Here is a 20,683-nt window from a genome sequence, read left to right as displayed (position 1 = left end):
ATGAAGGCCCGCTCCGCATTCTGGTAGTCGACGACAACCGCGATGCCGCCCAGAGCCTGTCCATGCTGCTGACCAGCGAAGGCCACGCTGTACGGTTGGCCTATGACGGTTACACGGCACTGGAAGTCGCTCTGGCTGAACGGCCGCAGATTATGCTGCTTGACATCGGCCTGCCCGGCATGGATGGCTACGCGGTCGCGCGGGCGCTCAGGCAAGATCCCGCCCTGAAAAGGATGCAACTGATCGCATTGAGCGGCTACGGGCGGCAAGGTGATCATGAACAGGCGAAAACAGCCGGATTCAACGGTTACCTGACCAAGCCGGTCGATTTTGACGAACTACAGGGCGCCTTGACCCAACCATCATTTCCCGACCATATACCCAGCTAAGTCCGTCTTTGCACCGCGAATGGATCACGGCAAAATCTTTAGGCAAAAAATTGAATATTTGCGCAAAACTTTTCAAATCGCCCGCACTGAAAGCACTCCCTGGATGGAACTTAGCCGAGCAAGGGCTTCCATCGGGACTTTATCGTTTATATCGAGCAACGAATAAGCATAATCCCCGCGAGACTTATTCAACATATCAACAATATTAATCCTGTTCTCTGCCAGAACCGCAGTAATCTGACTGACCATGCCGGGGACGTTTTTGTTAGCAATCGCAAGCCGAAAGCCATCGTTAAGAGGCAAATTGACATCCGGAAAATTGACCGAATTGCGAATATTGCCGTTTTCCAAGAAGTCACGCACCTGTTGAGAAACCATAACGGAGCAATTATCCTCTGCTTCAGCGGTCGATGCGCCCAGATGCGGCAATACGATTGTTCGCGGATGATTCAACAAGGCCCGCGATGGAAAATCCGAAACATAAGCATGAAGTTTAGAAGATTCCAGCGCCGCCAGGACGGCAGTTTCCTCGACTATTGCGGCTCGCGAGAAATTCAGCAAAGTCGCTTTGGGCTTCATCTTATCGATGCATAACTCATTAATAAGCTGTCGGGTATGATCATTCAGCGGTACGTGCAGACTGACAAAATCCGAGCCTGACAACAGCTCGTCCAAGCTGCCGGCAGGAATGGCATCTGCCGAGAGTCGCCATGCACTTTCCACAGTAATCTGGGGATCGAACCCCACTACTTTCAAACCGAGAGCCGTAGCGGCATTGCTCACTTTTACGCCAATGGCGCCCAGTCCCACTACGCCCAATGTCTTATCGGCCAACTCGAATCCGGAGAAGCGCTTCTTGCCTTGCTCAACTAATGCATCAAGTGATTCCCCATCTCCATCGAGATTTTTTGCGAAATACCAGGCCTCGGCAATATTGCGCGCCGCCAGCAACAGGCCGGCGATAGTCAGTTCAGTCACGGCATTTGCATTGGCGCCTGGTGTGTTGAATACGGGAATGCCTCGCTTTGAATATTCGGAAACAGGAATATTGTTAATGCCAGCACCCGCTCTGCCCACGGCTTTAACGGTCTCGGGTATGGGAACATCATACAGATCTTGAGAGCGCAGCAGAATCGCATCAGGACGTTCAATCTCCGGCCCGACTTCATAGCGTTCAGCCGGAAATTTTTCCAGACCGCTGCTTGACAAGGCGTTATAGGTTTTGATCTTGAATATGGGTGAATAGTGATTCATCGTAAAACCCTGCAAATACTATTGAACTCGGATATCGTTTATTGGAATCGGTCCGCACCTCAACCCCTGCACCCAATAATATTTCTTTAGCTAAATTATTTGCCCAGAAAAATAGGCAAAAACAGCCCTGCTCGCTTCAAAATATTCGAGAGACCTTAATGGTGGAAACCATTAATAAACCTTGGATCAATATAATGATTGGCCAAAAATTCAAGCTGACCGGATTATTGCTGTAAATCAAAAAAAGAATGGGGAACAAAACGCCATTGACAGTAATAGGCACGCCTTCGAAGCCGGGCGCATCGGAAACATTGTATCTGGCCAGTCTAAGCATGCCGCAAGTGATGAAAAACACTGATAAGGCAGATATCAATATTCCCGGCGTATTCAATGAATAAAAAAGCAGCATGGGCGCAAGGCCGAATGAAACCAAATCCGACATTGAATCGATTTGTCTTCCGAAAAGATTTTTCTGATGCAATAAACCGGCTATTTTTCCATCCAGTACATCGAAAATCACCGCTAAAAACAACAATGAAGCGCTTATATTGAAGTCGCCTTCGATCGACATCGTGATGGACAGTATTCCGCACGATAAATTGGCAATAGTGAAGATATCAGCTAGTTTCAACAGTTTTAATATGTTCATATCAACCTATAACATGCCCGACAAATAGCGCTACACTATTGCCTTTTGAATTGATTCACTGCGCCAGAAAAGTCGCCCTGATGCTGAACGGCTCAATAGCGGCGCCACCGGATTGTCTGAGAACTTATAAGCAATAGTAAATCGGCTTTGTGACAGTTTGATGAAGCATTCCCGACTTCCGGCCGGATTTTCATTTAAGGCGATGATTGAGATATGGTTGAATAACCTCAATTCGGTTTAAGCCTCATGAAGAAAGGGTAGTCGACCGATCCAATATGCGCGTAGGTGCGAATTCACTTGTGCCCTTTAGGGTATTCGCACTCAACAAAAACCTATTGCCTTTTGGGAAGCCTGCATGCGTCCCGGGTCGAATGAATTCGACCCTACAGTTGCATACCATCAGTTACGGAATTTGAAGCTATAGTAAGAAGCGAGGCCGGCAGCGTATGAACGGCGCTGACTGTCAGCTCCCGATGCCAGCGTAATTGCCGCCCACTGATTCTTGGTAAGCGATAAAGGCGGAAGACGGTCCTCGAGCAACGTATCGACAATCGTTGCCGAAGCAGCAGGTTGGGCAAAACGCAGGGCATTGGCTTTCATTCGGCTCAACCTGGCAGGGTCCTCCAGCAAGCGCTCCAGTTTGAAAGGCAGCGTCGTCAAATCGTTACACTTGACGGCAATACCTTCTTCCAGCAGATGATCGCTGTTTCTTTCCTCCTGTCCGGGAATGGGAGAAACCACGCACATGGGCAACCCGCAGGCGATAGCCTCGGAGGCCGTCATGCCGCCGGGCTTGCCGATAAAAATATCGGCCATCTTCATCAGCTTGTGCATTTCGCCGCTGTAACCCAGAACCTTGAATCTTGAGCTTCGGCTGTCGACCAATTGCAGAATACGCTGTTTCAGTTCGTCGTTGCGCCCACAGACGACCACTGTCTGCGCATCGCTATTCAGATTAAGCATCCGCTCCACCATGAACTCGGCCGGCCCCACGCCAAGGGCGCCCGCCGACAGGAGCAGAACCGGTTTTTCCGGGTTCAATCCGAAACGAAGCCTTTCTTCTTCGCGGTTGATGGGCAGCTGAAAAACGGGATCTATGGGTATGCCGGACACCGTAATCCTCTCACTGGGAATCCCGAGCATTTCAAGGTACGCCCTGGTTTCATCGATGGCGACAAAGTAGCGATGGAATGAGCGCGACAGCCACATGGCATGAAAATCGAAATCCGTGACCACAATGGATAAATGCGCCTGCAGCTGGTTGGTCGCGATCAAATGGGAAATGATGCCGGCTGGCATGTAATGCGTGCAGACCGTGATATGCGGATTGAATTCCCGGATAAACCGCACCAGCGGCTTGGTATTGAGCCGGTCTATCATATGGCGCATTCTGTCTGTGTACCAGGGTTCATCGCTGGTTTTGTACCACCAGCCGAGAAAATTGGGCGCGGACCGTACCAGCGATGTGTAAAAGCTGGAATAGAAATCCCGGAACAGCTTGTTGGTGTACTGCAGCGCATCGTTGCTGATGACTTCGGCGACCCGATCGTCAGCGGCAAAAGACTTCTCCAAGGCTTCGGCCGCTTTAATGTGACCGGTCCCCGCACCTGCCGACATAATCAAAACCCGTTTCTTCATTTGTGTATAACGTACCTGCTTGAGTTATTTGAAAACTGGACAAGGTTGTCAATCACACGCACGTCAATTCCAATTGCTTTCGGGACTCGGATACAGCCCTGCCTGAAACAGGTTGACGCGCCTTTTTATCTGTCCTGATCGTGGCCATGTTTTTTGGTAAGCCAAGCCATCGTAATCGATACAAACAGCCCAAACACGACCACGATCGTATTCACCGAAAGTCCGGCCTTGATCATCAGCGCATAAGCGCCAAGCATCAATAAAATGCTTAGATTTTCGTTGAAGTTCTGCACGGCGATGGAGTGCCCGGAGCCCATCAACTGGTGCCCGCGGTGCTGCAGCAATGCGTTCATCGGTATCAAAAAACTGCCGGCCAGGGTCCCGATCAGTATCAGCATCAGCACCGCCAGCCGCCAATCGGTCACCCATATCATCGCCAATACAACGAATCCCATGGCTATCCCCAAGGGCAATACTTTCACGGCATGCTCCAACGGCACAGCCTTGGCCGCCACCACAGAACCGATAGCAAGGCCTACCGCGACGACTGCCGTCAATTGCGTTGCCTGCTCCAGATCAAGCTGCAGCGCTGCCGCAGACCAGGCAAGAATGATGAAACGCAAGCTTGTTCCCGCACCCCAGAACAGGGAGGTTACCGCGAGAGATACCTGCCCCAGCGGATCTTTCCACAGAAGCAGAAAAGTCCGCCAGAAATCAGCCAACAGGAACCCTGGCGTTCGTTTCGATAAAGTATGCTCAATAGGCAGTTTGGGAATGTAATAATTGAGTATCGCCGCCGTCAGATAAAGACCCAGTATGACAAAAATCGCGAACTCCGGAGCGGTATCGATACCGCCATTGAACTCAAGCCCGCCCAGCCTCTGGACAACCTGATCCTCGACACGATGACCAATCAATAAACCGCCAAAAATAGCGCCCGAAATGATGGCCGCCACGGTCAGACCTTCCATCCAGCCGTTGGCCCATACCAGTTTATCGGCAGGAAGATACTCGGTCAGGATGCCGTACTTGGCCGGCGAGTACAGCGCCGCGCCAATGCCGACGAAACCGTAAGCGAGCAACGGATGCAACCCCAGCAGCATGGCAGTGCAGCCTACTATCTTGATACTGTTGCTGATGAACATGACCTGCCCCTTCGGCAGCGCATCGGAGAATGCGCCGACAAAAGGTGCGAGCACGATAAAGGCGCAGACGAAAAATTGCTGTAATACAGGCGTTTGCCAGGAAGGCGCATCCAGATCCTTGAGCAACGCGATAGCGGCAAAGAGAAGCGCGTTATCCGCCAGCGATGAAAAAAACTGTGCCGCAAGAATGGTGTTGAAACCGCGGCTTATGGAATTATCTGCGCTGCGCGACTTTACGGAAACCACCATTATTGTACCCTGAATGGTTGAAGATTTATTTCATTGAGTCCATCGGCTGCAAACTTGAACCGGAACAAGCGATAAAGCCTATCCATAAACTTGCTGACTGCATTGATATTTATTGAATTCATTGTCGTTTGATGTTGTCGCGTTTAGCCATTAACCAGTTTATCTGTTTAGGCATATCAGCTTCCTGAGCTTCATTATAAGCAAGGGCCAGTTGAGTCTTGTGCCACTTCACCAGTTCCAGAGCGCCATTGGCGTGTTCCACTATAGCCGTGCAGCTTTCCACGAAATCACCTGTGTTGATATACAGAAATCCGTCTATCTGCTTGATTTCGGCATGGTGTATATGTCCACAGATAACGCCGTCCAGGTTCTGGTCTCTGAGCGTGCTGACGATGCTTTCTTCGTAATCTGAAATAAACTGAACCAAATTCTTGACTTTGAACTTCACGAAGGCGGCAAGAGAGAAGTGCGACTGTATGCCGAACCAACGCCTGGCCATTCGTAAAAAGCGGTTGATTTCAAGCAGAAGGTCGTATCCCACGCTGCCCAGCTTGGCAATCCACTTATGGTATCTGGCGATCGTGTCGTATTCGTCGCCGTGGACCACCAGGAATTGCTTCCCTGCGGACGTAACATGAACATCCGAATTTTTCACGATGATGTCGCCGAAAACATAATCGTGGTAGTCCCTTACGTTTTCGTCGTGATTGCCGGGTATGTAAATAATCTGGGTGCCATGCCGCGCTTTTCTCAGTACCTTCTGGATTACCGTATTATGGTCCCTGGGCCAGTACGATTTCTTGGAAAGTGCCCAAAAATCGATAATGTCGCCGACCAGGTAAAGCTTTTCGCTGTCGTTGTGCTTTAGGAAATCCAGCAAAACATCCGCCTGGCACTGGGTAGAGCCAAGGTGGAGATCAGAAATCCAGATGGTGCGATAGGAATGATTGTCCATAATAAAAATGTCAATGTTATGAGGCGCTCTGAGACTGCCCGCTTAACCGTAGCTCACAGAATTACCGTGGCTCGCCAGACAATATGTTGAACTGTTTTACAAGGTCATGATCGTGCATAAATCATCTCCAAAGGCAATGTTAGGATCAGGCAACACTATTCTCCCTAGTGAATGAAGGGTTACCCCCAGAAAGGTCTACATCTATGGAATGCTAACAAAAGGAAATGAAATTTATGTTACAAACATTGTGATGGCATTATTTAATGCTGAAAACCGGTGCACGACTGCCCGCAGCCAAATGCCTGTTAAAGTAAAGAATAAAATTGACGCGCGCGGAATGGGGCGGAGATGATTTGAAGAGGTTCTTCGTAAATCAGCTGCCAATTTTTACTGAATTAGCGAGCATACGATGACACCTTCACCCCATCAAAACACCATCCTGGCATGAGGCAAACTAAGGAGACAAAATGAAGGATCCGCTTTCGCACGGCAACGATACCGACCATAAAAAAGCAGCGCACAAGCCCGCCATACCCGGCAGCGGCGGCTTGCTTTACCCGCAGCAGAACCTGCTGCGCAACGTGCTGGATATTTCCGGGCTTTGGCAGTTCCAGCTCGACCCGAAGGAAGAAGGCGAAGCGCAGGCGTGGTTCAATGCCCTGCCCTCGCCGCGCATGATTCCGGTGCCATGCAGTTGGAACGACCTGTTCGATGATGCACGGGACTACCTGGGCCTCGCCTGGTACCGGCATGAGGGATACGTTCCGTCCTTCTGGCGTGGACAACGCGTGTTTCTGCGCGTAGGCTCGGCGAATTATGCTGCCAAGGTGTGGGTCAACGGCATTGCCGCTGCCGAACATTTCGGTGGACACCTGCCTTTCGCTGTCGAGATCACTGATCAATTGCTATGGGATCGAAAAAACATCATCGCCATCTTCATCGAGAACAGACAATTGCCCGAGCGCGTGCCGCCTGGGCCTGCGGCAGTGGGAGCCGGAGCGTTCGGAAGCCTGCCCCCATTCCCGGCGACAACGTACGACTTCTTCCCGTATGCAGGGCTGCACCGACCCGTGCTGCTCTACTCTGTCCCAGCCGCCGCGCACATCGATGACGTCACGGTCGTTACGACGCTCGACGGCGAGGACGGCGTCGTCAAAGTCACGGTGTCCGCCGGCGGATATGCCGGCAAGGGAAAGTTGCTGTTGAACGATAGCGAAGCCGAACTGAACTTCTGCGCCGGTTCGGCTGAAGCCAGTTTGCGCGTACCCTCGGCGCGGTTCTGGTGCCCAAAAGATCCGTACCTTTACCTTCTAACCGTTACGCTCACCGACGAAGACCAAACTATCGATGCCTACTCGCTCGACATCGGCATCCGCACCATTGCGGTGTGCGGGGATCAGTTGCTGCTGAACGGGCAGCCGATCAAACTGACAGGGTTCGGCAAGCATGAGGATTTCCCGCTCAGCGGCCGCGGACAGAACCTGCCCATGTGGGTGCGGGACTACGAACTGCTCAAATGGATCGGCGCCAACTCGTACCGGACCTCGCATTATCCCTACGCGGAGGAGGCCATGATGCTAGCCGACCGGCTCGGCGTACTGGTGATCAACGAGATTCCCGCCGTCGGCCTGAACTTCGGGGATGGGGAGGCGCTGAGCGCCAGCCGCCTTGTGCAATGTCGGCAGCAGCTGTGCGAACTGATCCTACGCGACAAGAACCACCCGAGCACGATCATCTGGAGCGTAGCGAACGAACCGGTGACAGGATCGGCGCTTGACGTATCGATGCCGGAAGCTGTCGCGGCAGGCACATCCTTCTTTCGCCAGCTCTACGACGATGCGCACAGGCTCGACGGGACACGGCCTGTTACGCTCGTCGGCTTGCAAGGCGGACCGACCGAGTGGCTCGGGCTGTTCGACATTGTCAGCATCAACCGCTACTACGGCTGGTACACCATGCCGGGTCAGCTCGACCGGGCAAAGCAGGAGCTGGAGCGCGAGCTGGATGCACTGCACGAGTCGCTGGGCAAACCCATCATCATGACCGAGTTCGGCGCCGACACCCTTCCCGGTGCGCACAATACTCCGCCGGAGATGTGGACGGAGGAGTATCAGGTCAAGCTACTGAGGCACTATCTCGATGCCGTGGCGAACCGGCCTTTTGTAGCCGGCATGCACGTGTGGGCCTTCGCCGATTTCAAGACCGGCCAGAACGTCATCCGCGCGGCCGCGATGAACTTCAAGGGCGTGTTCACCCGCGACAGGCGCCCCAAAATGGCTGCACATTTCCTGCGTTCGAGGTGGGCAGAAAGCTGATGGAAATACCGTTACCGTGCTGTTCTATAGTTCCTTGATGGTGACATTATAATTTTTCTCATTCCCTGTTATTTTTATAGGCAGGGTGACGTTGGCTTTGACGCAGGCAAGATCAGGCGGCAGATTGAGCGGTTTCAACAATGAGTTCAATTGGCCGGCCAGGCCTGGCAGCGGGATATCGGATAGCGCCAGATTGACGCTTAAGTCGAGGGCTTTTCCGCCTACGTCCAGCGAGACAATCGCCGGGTCCAGATCCTGTAGGCTGCAAATGTACGTGCCTTTTTTCGCCGCCAGATCAAGTACGCTGTTAAGGGCGATGACGGTGCAGACAGCCAGCGGCTTGGTGCTAAGCTTAAATTGGCTCCCCAGGGTAAGCGACTGGGCGCTTTCAAAAGAGCCGGTGACAATCGCGGCTGTCACAAGGCCTGTGCAGGCACCGCCGGTAGGCGGGGAGGACGGTACGGGATCCGGTACCGGCTCCGTGACCGGGTCCGGTATTGGTTCGGGTTCCGGATGAGGGTCGGAGGCTGGGTCCGGTATTGTTTCGGGTTCGGGTTCCGGTTCCGGTTCCGTTCCTGCTCCCGATCCTGACGTATACAATGCCAATGCCATGCCGGATTTCACCGGTTCGACGCCGGTGATGTACGAAGTCAACTGCACGGTTTGCTCGGCGCCTCGCGGGTCCGTCCAGATGACTTGGGCGTTGACTTGCTTGTAATTGGATTCATTGTCATCAATGCTGCCATTGCCGTTGCTGTCGCAAGAGGGGGACAAGTTGGCGCAGCTCATGACGGTCCAGGTGCGGGTAAAGGTGCCGTTGGCGCCGGCGTGGGTATCGCTGCCTGAAGCCATGCCTAAGTAAGCATCCTGATTGGAGAAACTGCGCAGTTCTTCGATTTTGTCTTGCGCCAGATTCAGGGCGTGGGTCTTCATGCGGCTGTCCCCGCTTTCCAGCATGGTGAGGCCTTGCAGCCGGGCTACGCCCAGCATCGCCACCGCGACGACCAAGGCCGCAATCAAGGCTTCCAACAAGCTGAAGCCCTGTTGCCCAGCAGGCTGTGTTCTTCTCATCGTGAATCTCCTCTAAAAGTCTTTCCAGGTGCCGGGGATGCGCGTCGCATCGTCCATGCCGGTATTGAATATGGTATTCAGGTCGCCAGCGTCTTCATAATCCACCTCGATGAATTCCGAGTTGGCATTGGGTTTGTCAACGCTGCCCTCCCAGATGACCGAGCCGTATACGGTTGCGCCGCCCCAGCCGTTAGAGGCGCAGTCGGTCGTCGACTCGAAATAGATGATGCCGTAAATCGTGACGCCGCCATTGAATTTCGGGCAGCCATTGGCACTGGGGACAATCAGCAGCACCGGCTGATTGGGGGCGCCTATCGTGGTGGAATCAACGCCCGTGCCGGTACAGTAACCGGCGATGTCGGCGCTATTGATCGGGCCTCCGTTGTTGATCACATAAATGGCGGGCGCTGACGTTGCAGGGCCGCAGGGAATATCGCTGGCATAAACGTGGCCCGCGGCGGTAGCCCGCTCGATGGCGTCTTCCAAGGGCATTTGGAACACGTAATTCCAGGCGCAATGCGTACCGGGACAGCCGGGAAACGTGCCGCGGTTGAAGGTCGTTGGAGCCCCTTCCTCGCCCGCATCCTTGATGCCGTTGCCATTGTCGTCATGCCAGGTGGTCACGTCCAGGTGGCCTTGCGGCAAGCAGGCGGAATCGGCGGCAGTGCCGCTGATCACCGCGTTATTGGCGCCGTTGAGCACAAACGTATCGGGCGTGCCGGTGGCTGCGCTGGTAATGCAGCCGGCGATCACCCAGGGCGGCGGCATGACCATACCGACATCGAACAAGCCGACAGGCGTTTGCTTAACGAAGGTTTCCGAGGTGGCGGCAATACTGTTGTCAGCGGCGCCCCGTGCGCTCGAGGTGACTTTGACCGAGTCGGCGCCTTTCGTGTAAGTCAGGGTATAGACATAGCTCTCCCCGGTCGATGAGCCGGTGACCGTCGTCAAGACCGCAGGACACCCGGCCGGCAGTGAGCCTGAGGAACAGGTGACGGTAGCGGGAATGTTATTGTTTTGCGCCCAGGCCACCGCATACTCCAGCCCGGCCTCGGCCGCCTCCTGGGCTTCGCGGGCCCGCAGATCGTTGCCGGTCATTTTTTGTTCCATCAGGCCGGTGCGCGCGGTGGTCAGCGCGACAATGCCCATGATTAACGCCAGCACCAGCACCACCAGTAAGGTAGCGGCGCCTTGCTGGCGGGCTTTTAACTCGAAATGTGGAAATTTCATGATCAATTTTGCAGAACGGGACGGTTAAGGCAGGGCCGCCAAGTATTTGTCGTTGCGCACCCGCACCTGCTCGGTGATGGTTTGGGTGACGGTTTGGTCATCGCGCAAGCGGCCGGACAGCGAAATGGCAACGTCACGCACATACAGGCAGGCGGGATCGGGGCTGCCATCGCGCGTGCAGGTGTTGCAGCTTTCGCCGCTATCGCACAGGTTATTGCCGTAATTGCCGGTTTTGCACCCCGAATCCGCGGTGGCAGGGTCTTGATCATCGCCATCACGGCAGCCGTCGCCATCGGTATCGGTCATCATGCTGCTGACATTCAAGGCGGCGGTCGTTAAGGTGAAAGTCAGGCCGGTAATTTCCACTTCCGCTTCGGTAATGGACTGCCAGTCGCCGTTGTCGCAATCTTCGTTGGTGTCGCCGCTGCGGCGCATTTCCAGGTTGCCATTGTTCAGACGAAAGCCGGCACGTTCATTGCTGTCGACGAACGGCGGACTGTCGTTATCGCGGTTGTAGGCGTAGACTAGGCAGGCGCCGCCGTTATAAACGGTCAGTTCGGTGCTAGCGCCGCCGGTCGCGGCATCAAAAAAAGGGTTGTTTTGCAGCGCGGCCAGATTAGTCGTGGGGTCAGAGGTCACGAAGCCGGCCCGACGGATATCGCGTTCCATGAGGTCCATCATGGCCCGCATGTCCTGGTTCAGGCGGCTGAGCTTAATGTTGTCGGCCTGGCCTTTGAGCGAGGTGATGAAAACGCTGAGGCCGGCGGCAACCACAATCAAGCCGATCAGCATGCCGATCAGCAATTCGATCAGCGTGACGCCGGTTTGCCGTTTCTGGATTAGGGGCATGCTTCGTAGCCTCCCATTGAGCCGCAGATATGTACCCGCCCCAGAGGCCTGACGATAACGCCGGCGCTAAAATCAGAGGACGTGAGCATGACCGTGCCGTCATTAAGGGCGATGCCGCGTGTCGGGTCAAAAGTGGTATAGGCAACGTCGCCGGCAAAACTGGCTGTGGTCAGGGTTGTCGAGGCAAACTCGCTGCCGCTGACGGTCTTGAGCAGCGTGTTGCTGCCGGCGGGATCGGCATGCAAGGTATAACTCCATGTACTGCCGGTGGTGAAGGTGACTCTGACTGGCCTATTGCGCTTAATGGCCTCGGCCCGCGCCCAGCGCAGATCGGCCAACACGGCTTCCGCCGCGTGGGTGATGCGTTGCTTGTCGAGAGTGGTTCTGAATGAAGGCACGGCCAGCGCCGCCAGGATGGCAATGATGGCGATAACGATCATGAGCTCAAGCGCCGTGAAGCCCGAGAACTTTAATTTTTTCATAGGTCAATTTTTTGTTTTTATATTGACCTAAGCATAGACAAATATCGGTTTTTTGCCAGGGTGTCTCAAGAAATTCATGCACTCGTCGGCCTGAAAACGATCCATTAATTGGCGCCGATGGTGCGCCAGAGAGTTGCTGAAATCAGCGCTTATGTAGGGGCGAGTTCACTTGTGCCCCTTGCGGGTATTCGCCTAGAGCGCCTACTGTTGGTAGGCGAAGTCGCCCCCACACTGTTGCTGGTCAAAATTCAGGGAAATTATTTCTCGCCTTATCCTCAGTCCGTTCCTCTGCCCTGGCGCTGGAGCCAGGGCAATCGCGCTATATCTTTTTTCCGAAGATCAGTGCGACGCGACTACGGTCCAAACGCCGGACGGGATATTCATCCCGTCCGTAACGTTCGGGCATGTTCCAAAAAGGCAGGCTTGCCAGTTTGTCCAGAACGTTTCAAACCGATTTCATGGCTTCGGTAAAACGTTCGGACGGGTTTAAAAAACCCGTCCGGCGGAAGTTTCAACATAGCGCGACTGCCGCTGGAGCGCCTTCAACTTGACAAAGCGCACAGTATTCCGCCGGAGATGTGGATGGAGGAATATCAGGTCGAATTCCTGAGACACTATCTCGATGCCGTGACGAATCGGCCTTTTGTAGCCGGCATGCACGTGTGGGCTTTCGCCGTTTTTAAGACCGGCCAGAACGTCATCCGCGACCGGCGCCCCAAGATGGCTGCGCATTTCCTGAGATCGCGGCGGATAAAAAATGATGGAAAGGCAATGAATTGATAGGTGGCGCGGTGGAAATCCGTTTCCACCAGATGATGTTCCTTAGCTCCCGCACCAAAACTGATTTTCAGGCCGCTGTTGTTTGCCTTGATATTTTCCTGGCTGAGAGCCAAGGCCTGACGACGATCGGCAACAGTCAGGCCATTTGCTTATGATGTCCCCTGAGCGATTTCTTCTAATGCCGATGCTGAGTTCGCGCCGCCTCCCAGCGCCTTGTAAAAGGCGATCAGATTCGTGGAAGTCTCTGCTTCGGAGCGAGCCAGCTCGATTTCGGCGGCGTAGAGGGCGCGCTGGGCATCCAGCACGTCCAAAAAGGTAATGACCCCTTCCTGATAACGCAGCTGGGACAGCCGGACAGATTCGCGCTGATCTGCCACGGCGCGGGCCAGGGTTTGCCGCCGCACCTCCTCCTTCAAATAGCGGGTCAGAGTAATTTCGGTCTCGCTCAGCGCTTCGAGCACGGTCTTTTCGTAGATCAGATAGGCTTCCTGCTGCTGCGCCTTGGTCAGATCGATGCCGGCCTGGATGCGGCCGAAATTGAGCAGCGGCTGTAGCAAATTGGCAGCCGTGCTGTAGGAAAAGGCCGCTGACTTGAACAGGGTTTCAACGTCGGTGCTGCGCAGCCCCAAAAAGGCTGACAGCGAGATTTTCGGGAACAATTCGGCAATAGCCGCGCCTTGCAGGGCAGTCGCAGCCGCGAGCCGGCGTTCGGCGACGTGAACGTCAGGCCGCCAGCGAATGGTTTCGGCCGGCGAAGTCAGCAGTTTTTGCGCCGATGCAACCGGCAGTGCGGCGGTTGCCTGCAACTCGCCGTCCAGCGTGCCGGGTTGCCTGCCGATCAGCACTTCCAGCTGCCTGAGTGTGGCAGTCACCCCGGCTTCCAGTGTGGGCAGCTGCGCCTCGGTGTTCTCGGCCTGGGCACGCGCCCTGACCACGTCATGTCGCGTGCCGACGCCTTCATTGAATAGTCTTTCGGTCAGCTTCAGCGTGTGCCGTTGCGCTTCCAGGTTCGAGCGCGTGATCCGCAGCTGGTTCTGCAGGTTGCGGTATTCCACGTAAGAACGCGCCAGTTCCGCCGTGAGCGTCACCAGCGCCTGGGCGTGCTCCTCCTCCGCCGCTTCCAGATCGGCGCTGGCTGCCTCCAGCTGACGCTGCAGGCGCCCGAACAAGTCGACTTCCCACAGGGCGTCGAAACCCAGCTCGAATATATTGAAACGGACGCCGCGCGCGTAGATGGGAGAGAGGTTCTGGTGACGCTGGCCGCCCGCTTTTATGCCAATCTGCGGAAACAGCTCCGCCCGGACCGAGCGCCGGTCGGCGCGGGCCTGATCGATGCGTGTCAATGCCATCTTGAGGTCCAGATTGTCGGTCAGCGCCAGTTCCATCAGCCGGTCAAGCTGGGGATCGCCGAAGCTCTTCCACCAGGTTCTCAGTTTTTCCGAGGTTGTGAATTTCAGATTCGGGCCGGTGTCCTTTTCGGCCTGCCAATGACCCGGTACGGCGAGCGAAGGCGGCCGGTAATCGGGCCCCATGGTGCATCCCGCCAGACTGCACAGCAGCAATAAATAGCCGGCCTTAAGCGCCATAGTAGTGCCCTTCCAGATGTTCCGGACCTAAACGGCATCCAGGCTTCAGTTCTTTCAGCCATTTCGAGCAATAAGGCTCGGCGACGACGGAGTAATGCCCGCCGCCGGCATGGATGATCCTGACCTCGTCGTAGTAGGCGTTCCAGCAGTCCGGTTCCAGCCAGCGCTCGCTCTCCTCGGCGATGATCAGCGTCGGCCGGTGCGGCAGTTTGCCGTGCGGATAGCGGTAATCGACGGCCAGCGACGTCTCGACCACATGCCACAGATCCAGAAAATAGTCGGCGGCAATGCCCATCGCCGCGTGCAGCAACTTTGCCAGTTCGGTTTTCCAGAGCGGATAAGGCTTGTCTTCCAGAATGGCTGTGATGAACGCCTCCTGGCCGGCCGGATCGATGCCGGCATTTTCGAGAATCATCCTGCAGAAGGCGATGACCGAAAGTTTGTCCATTTGCTTCGGCCAACTGGCAACGCCGCTGTCTATCAGCACCACATCTTCGACCACAATCCCGCTGTCTTGCAGCTGCCTGAGCATTTCGTAGACCACGGTTCCGCCGTAGCTGTGGGCATAAAGCCTGATTGCGCCGCGCGGCTTAATGCTTCTGATCTGCTCGATGTTGTGAGCGGCCATTTCCTCTACCGATCCGGCCGGCGCGCTGCCGGCGTAGCCTTTCATCTGCAGGCCGTACACTGGGCCGCAATCGCCGATCCGCGCCGCCAGCTGATGGTAACCGTCGCTTAAGCCCGGCATGCCCGGAATGATGAAGGTCGGAATGCTGTCGCGCAGACTGACGACATAAGGCGAGCCTGCCGGCTTGCCGTCGGCGTTGCCGATGCGATCGGCCAGTTCCCCCACGGTCGGGCATTGGATGATGTCGGCAATGCCGATGCGCGAGGACGGCAGCTGTTGATTGATTTTGTTCGCCAACTGTATCGACAGCAGGGAATGGCCGCCGAGTTCGAAAAAGTTGTCGTTGAGCCCGACGCGCGCAAGCCCCAGCACGTCTTCCCAGATGCCCGCCAGTTGCCTTTCGGCCGGGGTCTGCGGTGCGGCATAGTGCTCGCCGGCGTCGAATTCCACCGGCATCTGTTCCAGCTGCTTGCGGTCGATTTTGCCGTTGGCGGTCAGCGGCAGCGTGTCCAGACGGACGAATGCGGCCGGCACCATATAATCGGGCAGGCGGCGGCGCAATTGCTCGCGCAGTCCGTCGGCATCGATGGCTTCCAAATTGGTCGTGTAATAGGCCACCAGACGTTCGCCGCCGGTGCGGGGCCTTGCCACTATCGCGGCGGCGCTTTTTACCTCCGGCAGCGCGGCCAGCGCATTTTCGATCTCGCCCAGCTCGACCCGGAAGCCGCGAATTTTGACCTGATGGTCGGTTCTGCCCACATAGGCGACAGTGCCGTCCGGCAGCCAGCGCGCCAGATCGCCGGTTTTGTACAGCTTGCCGGGGGCGTAGGGGTTGTCGATAAACTTCTCGGCGGTCAGTTCCGGATTGTTCAGATAGCCCAGTGCCAGCCCCTCGCCGGCGATATGCAGTTCACCGGCCACGCCTATCGGCAGCAGCTCGAGGTATCTGCCCAGCACATACAGGCGGGTGTTGGCGATCGGTTTGCCGATGGTCAGGCGCTGCCCGGCGCCAAGCTCGGCGATCGCGGCATTGACGGTGTATTCGGTCGGGCCGTAGGCGTTGAATATCCGGACGCCGCGGTCCTGCACGGCTTGCAGCGTCGTCTCCGGCAAGGCCTCGCCGCCGAAGGAGATCAGGCGCAGCTGGCTGAACAGTTGCTGTTGCCGCTCCGGTTCCAGCGCGGCGATCACGCCGTAGAACTGCGGCGGGAGATTGAGTATCGTGACGCCGTTGTCGACGACGACCCGATAGAAACTGTCCACTTCGATATCGGCGTCTTGACGGATCACGATGCCGGCACCGGTCAGCAGGTAAGGAAAGATTTCCTCCACCGACATGTCGAAGCTCAATGAGGCAAACTGCAGGATTCTGTCCTGCTCGGTAATGCCGTATTTTACGGTCATCGCATGGCAAAGATTCACCAGCGACCGGTGAGCGATCACTACGCCCTTCGGGTTGCCGGTGCTGCCGGACGTGTAGATCACATAAGCCGGATGTTGCGGACCGGCCTCGCGGCGCAGTTCGGTGTTACGGGATACCTGGTCGGTCCAGGCGGGATCGTCCACGGCCACGGTCCGGCAGCCGCAGTCAGCCAATAAGCCGGACAGCCGCGGCTGCAGATGGGATTGGGTCAGCAAGAGGCTGACGCCGCCGTCGGTCAGCATGTAGCGGATTCTGTCCTCGCCGTTATGCGGATCGATGGGCAGGTAAGCGGCGCCGGCGCCCAGCACGCCCAGCACCGCAATAACCATGTCCGCGGATCGGTCCATGCATACCGCGACCAGCCGATCCGGCCCCATGCCTTGGGCCTGCAGATAGATCGCCAGACGCCGGCTGCGTTCCGCCAGGGCGCCATAGGACATTGGCCGGCCGGCGAAAATCAGGGCCGTGCTGTCCGGCGCCAGGGCCGCCCGGGCTTCGAACAGTTCATGGACGCAATGCGCTTTGGGAAATTCCTCGGCGGTATCGTTGAAGCCGTCCAGCAACAGGCTTATCTCCTGCTCCGGCAGGCAATCGTATTCATCGATGCGTCGGCCGGGATCTTCGATGATAGCCGTTATCAGGGTTTCCAGATAGCCGAGGTGGCGGCGGATCGTGGCGGCGTCGAACAGATTGCGCTGGTATTTCAGGTGCAGTTCCACCTTGTCGCGGAAATCGTAGACTTCCAGCATGTAGCTGTCCATCGTTTCCTGATACACGTCGTAGCTCAGCTCGACGTCGCCCAGCCGCTCTTCGGCTCCTAGTATGCCGTCGAAGATGTTCTGGTAGGTGAACGACACCGAAAACGGCACTTCGCTCGGGTTGAGCAGCGTGAGCCTCAACTCGCGCATTAACCGGATAAACGGGTAATTGGCGTGATCGAGTGCTTCGGCAAGGTTTGCGCCAATCTGTTTTACCAGTTGCAGAAAAGTATCGTCCGGGCGGACTTGGTTTCTGACGATCATCAGGTTGATGTAGCAGCCGATGGTGTTTTCATGGCGCTGCAAGGGCCTGCCGGCCACCGGCATGTTCACGGCGATATCGTCTTCCGCGCTCAGCCGGTGGATCAGGATATTGAAGACGCCCAGCAATAACGCCGACAAGTTCTGGTTCAGCATGGAGCCGAGATATTTCAGCGCGGACAGGGTTGCGCTGTTCAGCGTCAGCGTTTCGCAGCCCAGCCCTAAATCGGGCAAATCGGGTTGCGGCAGGGTATCGTAAGGCATGGCGATGGTCGCCGGCACGCCGGCCAGGCGGCTTTTCCACCAGGCCAGGTCGTCTTCGGCGCGCGCGCAGCTCAGATAGGCGCGCTCCCAGGCGATGAAGTCGAAAAAGGCCGTGTCGGGCGCCTGCGCGGCCGGATGACCGCCGGCGGCCAGGATCTGGTATTTGCCCCAGAGCTCGTTGGCAAACAACATGCCGGAAAACCCGTCGATGACGATGTGGTGTATGACGAAGAACACATAGTAGCGCTGGTCCGCCGGGCATTCTACGGTATACAACCGCAGCGGCGGATCGGTTTTCAGATTGAACGGCTGCTGCAGCAATTGGCGCAGGAACGGCGCCGCCTGTTCGCTTTCCGGCAGGGTCAGGTGCTCGATGACAAGGTTGTCGGCGGCTCTGCCTACCCTCTGGACGATGTCTTCGCCCGCTGCGTCCTTTTGGCATTCAAAGCGGCAGCGCAGCAACGGCCGCTCTTCCAGCACCGCGAGCAGAGCCATTCGCAAACAGTCGTGGTCCGCTGGGGCTTTGAGCCGGAAAATCAGCGGGACGTTGAAACCGGTGGACTCGGGAAAGGTTTCCTGAATATACCACAGGCCTTTCTGGGTTTCCGACAAGGGTTGCGGCGTCGTCGGCACGCTCGCCGCCGTTTGCGGCATTTCAGGCGCACTAGTGTCCGAGCTGCGCGTTTGCCGCGCCAGCATATCGAAAAATTCGCCGAAGTTTTTGGCGCCCATCGCCTGGGCGACCTTGATGTTCAAGCCCAGCCGTTCGTTCAGGCGCTTGATGAATTGCACCACCTGAATCGAATCGAAACCGTAATGGACGGGCGATAGCGAACGGTCGATGGCCGACAGCTCCTTGCCGAACACCTCGGCGACCAGACTCGCCAGCGCCGCCTCTGTATCGTCGTTCAAAGCGGCGGCTTGCATTGCCTGAGCGTTAGCCGCACTTGCTGATGGCTGAGTAAAAGCGGCGCCGGCATCGGCCGCCTGCTGTCCGCAATATTCTTCCAGCACAATGTGCGCATTGACGCCGCCGATCGCGTAACTGTTGAGCGCTACCCGGCGTGGCGCGGAGCCGTTTTGCCAATGGGTGGACTGGCTCTGCAGAATCAGGGTATGATCGGCCGGCAATTCGCGATTGAGCTCTCCGAGCCCGGCTATGCCCGGTATGGCCTGATGCTCCAGGGCCTTGACGGCCTTGATCAGCGAAGCCATGCCCGATGCGACCTCCGGATGGCCGATGCTGGGCTTGATGCTGCTGACAAACCAGTTTTTGCCGGGATTCGCGCTCAACAGCTGATAAGCGTCGCTGATTGCGGTCAGTTCCAGGGCATCGGCCAGCGTATTGCCGATGCCGTGGGCTTCCACATAATCTATCGTATCGGTGCCGACGCCGGTCTGGGCTATGCTGGCTGTTATGGCGTGCCTTAGCCCCTGCACGTTGGGGGCTTCCAGCGAATAGCCGCGACCGCCGTGGTGCACGGCGCTGCCTTTGATGATCGCCAGAATCCGGTTGCCGTCCGCCAGCGCCTGCTCCAGCGGTTTGAGAATGGCGACGCCCGCGCCTTCGCTGCGGACGAAACCGTCGGCTTCGTCACTGAAACTGCGCGTCCGGTTGCGGCTGCTCAGGAGTTGATCGTAAAGGCCATGCATGGCCATGGACGCGAATTCGCCGGCATCTATGAGGTTGACGGCGCCTACGATGGCCTGTTCGCATTCGCCGGAGCGGATGCTTTGCACGGCGCGGTGCAGCGCGACGTGGACGCTGGTGCAAAAGGTATTGATGACTTCGCTGGGTCCTTTCAAGTCGAATTGAAAGGATAGCTGGTTGGCGATGGGAACCCGATAGGGCTGGCCGCCGTTATCGCAGCAACCCAGGCGATCGACGAACGATTGGGCGGCTATGAAAACGCCGGTCATGGGCTCCGAGAGCATCCGCCCGGTAATTTCGTATTCGTTCTGTAGTTGCGCAATGAGCCGCTTCAGAAGTTGCAGTTGGCGGTCGGCAAGGTCGTTAGCCTCGGTATCTTCGGGCGGACTGCTTTCGTCGATGCGGCCGTATCCGAACGCAACTGCCGGCACGTATGGGTCCGGCTGCAGGCATTCGCCGGCCATGACTTTTTCCCATAACAATTCCGCGTTATCGGCGCCGGGAAATAATCCGGCCAATCCGACAATGGCTATCGGCTGCATCCGGCCAACGGACAGCGGGGCGCTGCCGATGCGCGGCGGCGCCGCCAAGGCGGCGTCCGGCGTTTCTTCCGGCGACATCGGCTCTAGCGGCAATACCTCGTCGATCAGATAATCGACCAGCAAATCCATCCTGGGATGATCGAATAACAAGGTCGTGCGCAGCGAACAAACCAGATTCGATTCCAGCCTGGACTTGAATCCCACCGCTTGCAGAGAATCCGTGCCCAGTTCGATAAAGCTTTGATTGGGTGTTATGTCTTCCGCACTGTCCATGCCGATAAAATTCGCCAGTAACTCGCGAATATAGGCGTTCAATATCGGCTTTCTTTGGGCTGGCTGGGCTTGTTGTAACGTAGTGATGATCGGGCTGGGATACATAACGGTTGCTGGTCTATTGAACTGGAAAACTAAGGCGTTGAAGGAACATAGAAAGTCGAGAACCCGCAAACGAACGAGGCCTACGCATAGCCGAAGACCCGGTGTTTTATCGCAGTTGCGGTGCAGGCGGCCGTCCTTCGACAAGCTCAGGACGAGCCCAGGACAAGCTCAGGACGAATGCGCCGC

The 20,683-nt window shown here is 56.4% G+C and carries 14 protein-coding genes; 2 read left to right on the top strand and 12 right to left on the bottom strand.

What is annotated here, in order from left to right; all coding sequences use genetic code 11:
• Positions 1 to 389, top strand: a 389-nt coding sequence (locus IT781_RS12090; protein ID WP_194970410.1) for a response regulator, incomplete at its 5' end; no start/stop codon positions are given.
• 72 nt (positions 390 to 461) lie between these two features.
• On the opposite strand, the gene IT781_RS12085 is transcribed toward IT781_RS12090, so the two are convergent.
• The 5 genes from IT781_RS12085 to IT781_RS12065 form a co-directional block, all read right to left on the bottom strand.
• Positions 462 to 1,643 (bottom strand): phosphoglycerate dehydrogenase, encoded by a 1,182-nt coding sequence (locus IT781_RS12085; protein ID WP_228779109.1) that lies wholly within the window; start codon positions 1,641 to 1,643, stop codon positions 462 to 464.
• Between the two features lie 136 nt (positions 1,644 to 1,779).
• Positions 1,780 to 2,292 carry a CDP-diacylglycerol--serine O-phosphatidyltransferase gene (gene pssA / locus IT781_RS12080; protein WP_194970409.1) on the bottom strand — a complete coding sequence of 171 codons (513 nt, stop codon included), beginning with the start codon at positions 2,290 to 2,292 and terminating at the stop codon, positions 1,780 to 1,782.
• Between the two features lie 399 nt (positions 2,293 to 2,691).
• Positions 2,692 to 3,930, bottom strand: coding sequence for a glycosyltransferase (locus IT781_RS12075; protein ID WP_194970408.1), 1,239 nt, complete (start codon positions 3,928 to 3,930; stop codon positions 2,692 to 2,694).
• A gap of 125 nt (positions 3,931 to 4,055) precedes the next feature.
• Positions 4,056 to 5,324, bottom strand: a complete 1,269-nt coding sequence (gene lplT, locus IT781_RS12070; protein ID WP_228779108.1) for a lysophospholipid transporter LplT — start codon at positions 5,322 to 5,324, stop codon at positions 4,056 to 4,058.
• 118 nt (positions 5,325 to 5,442) lie between these two features.
• Positions 5,443 to 6,279 (bottom strand): UDP-2,3-diacylglucosamine diphosphatase, encoded by an 837-nt coding sequence (locus IT781_RS12065; RefSeq protein ID WP_194970407.1) that lies wholly within the window; start codon positions 6,277 to 6,279, stop codon positions 5,443 to 5,445.
• 467 nt (positions 6,280 to 6,746) lie between these two features.
• Between IT781_RS12065 and uidA the strand changes: the two genes are divergently transcribed.
• Positions 6,747 to 8,594 carry a beta-glucuronidase gene (uidA, locus tag IT781_RS12060; protein ID WP_194970406.1) on the top strand — a complete coding sequence of 616 codons (1,848 nt, stop codon included), beginning with the start codon at positions 6,747 to 6,749 and terminating at the stop codon, positions 8,592 to 8,594.
• 24 nt (positions 8,595 to 8,618) lie between these two features.
• Here the strand turns inward: uidA and IT781_RS12055 are convergent, their stop codons facing one another.
• The 7 genes from IT781_RS12055 to IT781_RS12025 all read right to left on the bottom strand — a co-directional run bounded on the left by IT781_RS12055 (position 8,619) and on the right by IT781_RS12025 (position 20,497).
• On the bottom strand, positions 8,619 to 9,665 hold the full coding sequence (locus tag IT781_RS12055; protein ID WP_194970405.1) for a prepilin-type N-terminal cleavage/methylation domain-containing protein: 1,047 nt from the start codon (positions 9,663 to 9,665) through the stop codon (positions 8,619 to 8,621).
• 12 nt (positions 9,666 to 9,677) lie between these two features.
• Positions 9,678 to 10,895, bottom strand: a complete 1,218-nt coding sequence (locus IT781_RS12050; protein ID WP_194970404.1) for a PilX N-terminal domain-containing pilus assembly protein — start codon at positions 10,893 to 10,895, stop codon at positions 9,678 to 9,680.
• A gap of 24 nt (positions 10,896 to 10,919) precedes the next feature.
• Positions 10,920 to 11,744 (bottom strand): PilW family protein, encoded by an 825-nt coding sequence (locus IT781_RS12045; protein WP_194970403.1) that lies wholly within the window; start codon positions 11,742 to 11,744, stop codon positions 10,920 to 10,922.
• Positions 11,735 to 12,226 carry a GspH/FimT family protein gene (locus IT781_RS12040; RefSeq protein WP_194970402.1) on the bottom strand — a complete coding sequence of 164 codons (492 nt, stop codon included), beginning with the start codon at positions 12,224 to 12,226 and terminating at the stop codon, positions 11,735 to 11,737. Before IT781_RS12040 ends, IT781_RS12045 begins: the two co-directional genes overlap by 10 nt.
• Positions 12,227 to 12,712: 486 nt before the next feature.
• On the bottom strand, positions 12,713 to 12,958 hold the full coding sequence (locus IT781_RS12035) for a hypothetical protein (RefSeq protein ID WP_194970401.1): 246 nt from the start codon (positions 12,956 to 12,958) through the stop codon (positions 12,713 to 12,715).
• 197 nt (positions 12,959 to 13,155) lie between these two features.
• Positions 13,156 to 14,592, bottom strand: a complete 1,437-nt coding sequence (locus IT781_RS12030; protein WP_194970400.1) for an efflux transporter outer membrane subunit — start codon at positions 14,590 to 14,592, stop codon at positions 13,156 to 13,158.
• On the bottom strand, positions 14,582 to 20,497 hold the full coding sequence (locus IT781_RS12025) for a non-ribosomal peptide synthetase (RefSeq protein WP_194970399.1): 5,916 nt from the start codon (positions 20,495 to 20,497) through the stop codon (positions 14,582 to 14,584). Before IT781_RS12025 ends, IT781_RS12030 begins: the two co-directional genes overlap by 11 nt.
• Between the last annotated feature and the right edge of the window lie 186 nt (positions 20,498 to 20,683).

It is taken from the genome of Methylobacter sp. BlB1, from assembly GCF_015476545.1.
Classification (GTDB): domain Bacteria; phylum Pseudomonadota; class Gammaproteobacteria; order Methylococcales; family Methylomonadaceae; genus Methylobacter.
Note: the sequence above shows the minus strand (reverse complement) of the source record. Positions and strands in the feature narration are given on the sequence as shown.

Bases quoted from the DNA above. Each gene is read 5' to 3' on its own strand.
- IT781_RS12065 (WP_194970407.1), bottom strand. From the start codon at position 6,279: ATGGACAATCATTCCTATCGCACCATCTGGATTTCTGATCTCCACCTT.
- uidA (WP_194970406.1), top strand. From the start codon at position 6,747: ATGAAGGATCCGCTTTCGCACGGCAACGATACCGACCATAAAAAAGCA.
- IT781_RS12040 (WP_194970402.1), bottom strand. From the start codon at position 12,226: ATGAAAAAATTAAAGTTCTCGGGCTTCACGGCGCTTGAGCTCATGATC.
- pssA (WP_194970409.1), bottom strand. From the start codon at position 2,292: ATGAACATATTAAAACTGTTGAAACTAGCTGATATCTTCACTATTGCC.
- IT781_RS12075 (WP_194970408.1), bottom strand. From the start codon at position 3,930: ATGAAGAAACGGGTTTTGATTATGTCGGCAGGTGCGGGGACCGGTCAC.
- IT781_RS12050 (WP_194970404.1), bottom strand. From the start codon at position 10,895: ATGAAATTTCCACATTTCGAGTTAAAAGCCCGCCAGCAAGGCGCCGCT.
- lplT (WP_228779108.1), bottom strand. From the start codon at position 5,324: ATGGTGGTTTCCGTAAAGTCGCGCAGCGCAGATAATTCCATAAGCCGC.
- IT781_RS12035 (WP_194970401.1), bottom strand. From the start codon at position 12,958: ATGCGCAGCCATCTTGGGGCGCCGGTCGCGGATGACGTTCTGGCCGGT.
- IT781_RS12085 (WP_228779109.1), bottom strand. From the start codon at position 1,643: ATGAATCACTATTCACCCATATTCAAGATCAAAACCTATAACGCCTTG.
- IT781_RS12055 (WP_194970405.1), bottom strand. From the start codon at position 9,665: ATGAGAAGAACACAGCCTGCTGGGCAACAGGGCTTCAGCTTGTTGGAA.
- IT781_RS12030 (WP_194970400.1), bottom strand. From the start codon at position 14,592: ATGGCGCTTAAGGCCGGCTATTTATTGCTGCTGTGCAGTCTGGCGGGA.
- IT781_RS12045 (WP_194970403.1), bottom strand. From the start codon at position 11,744: ATGCCCCTAATCCAGAAACGGCAAACCGGCGTCACGCTGATCGAATTG.
- IT781_RS12025 (WP_194970399.1), bottom strand. From the start codon at position 20,497: ATGTATCCCAGCCCGATCATCACTACGTTACAACAAGCCCAGCCAGCC.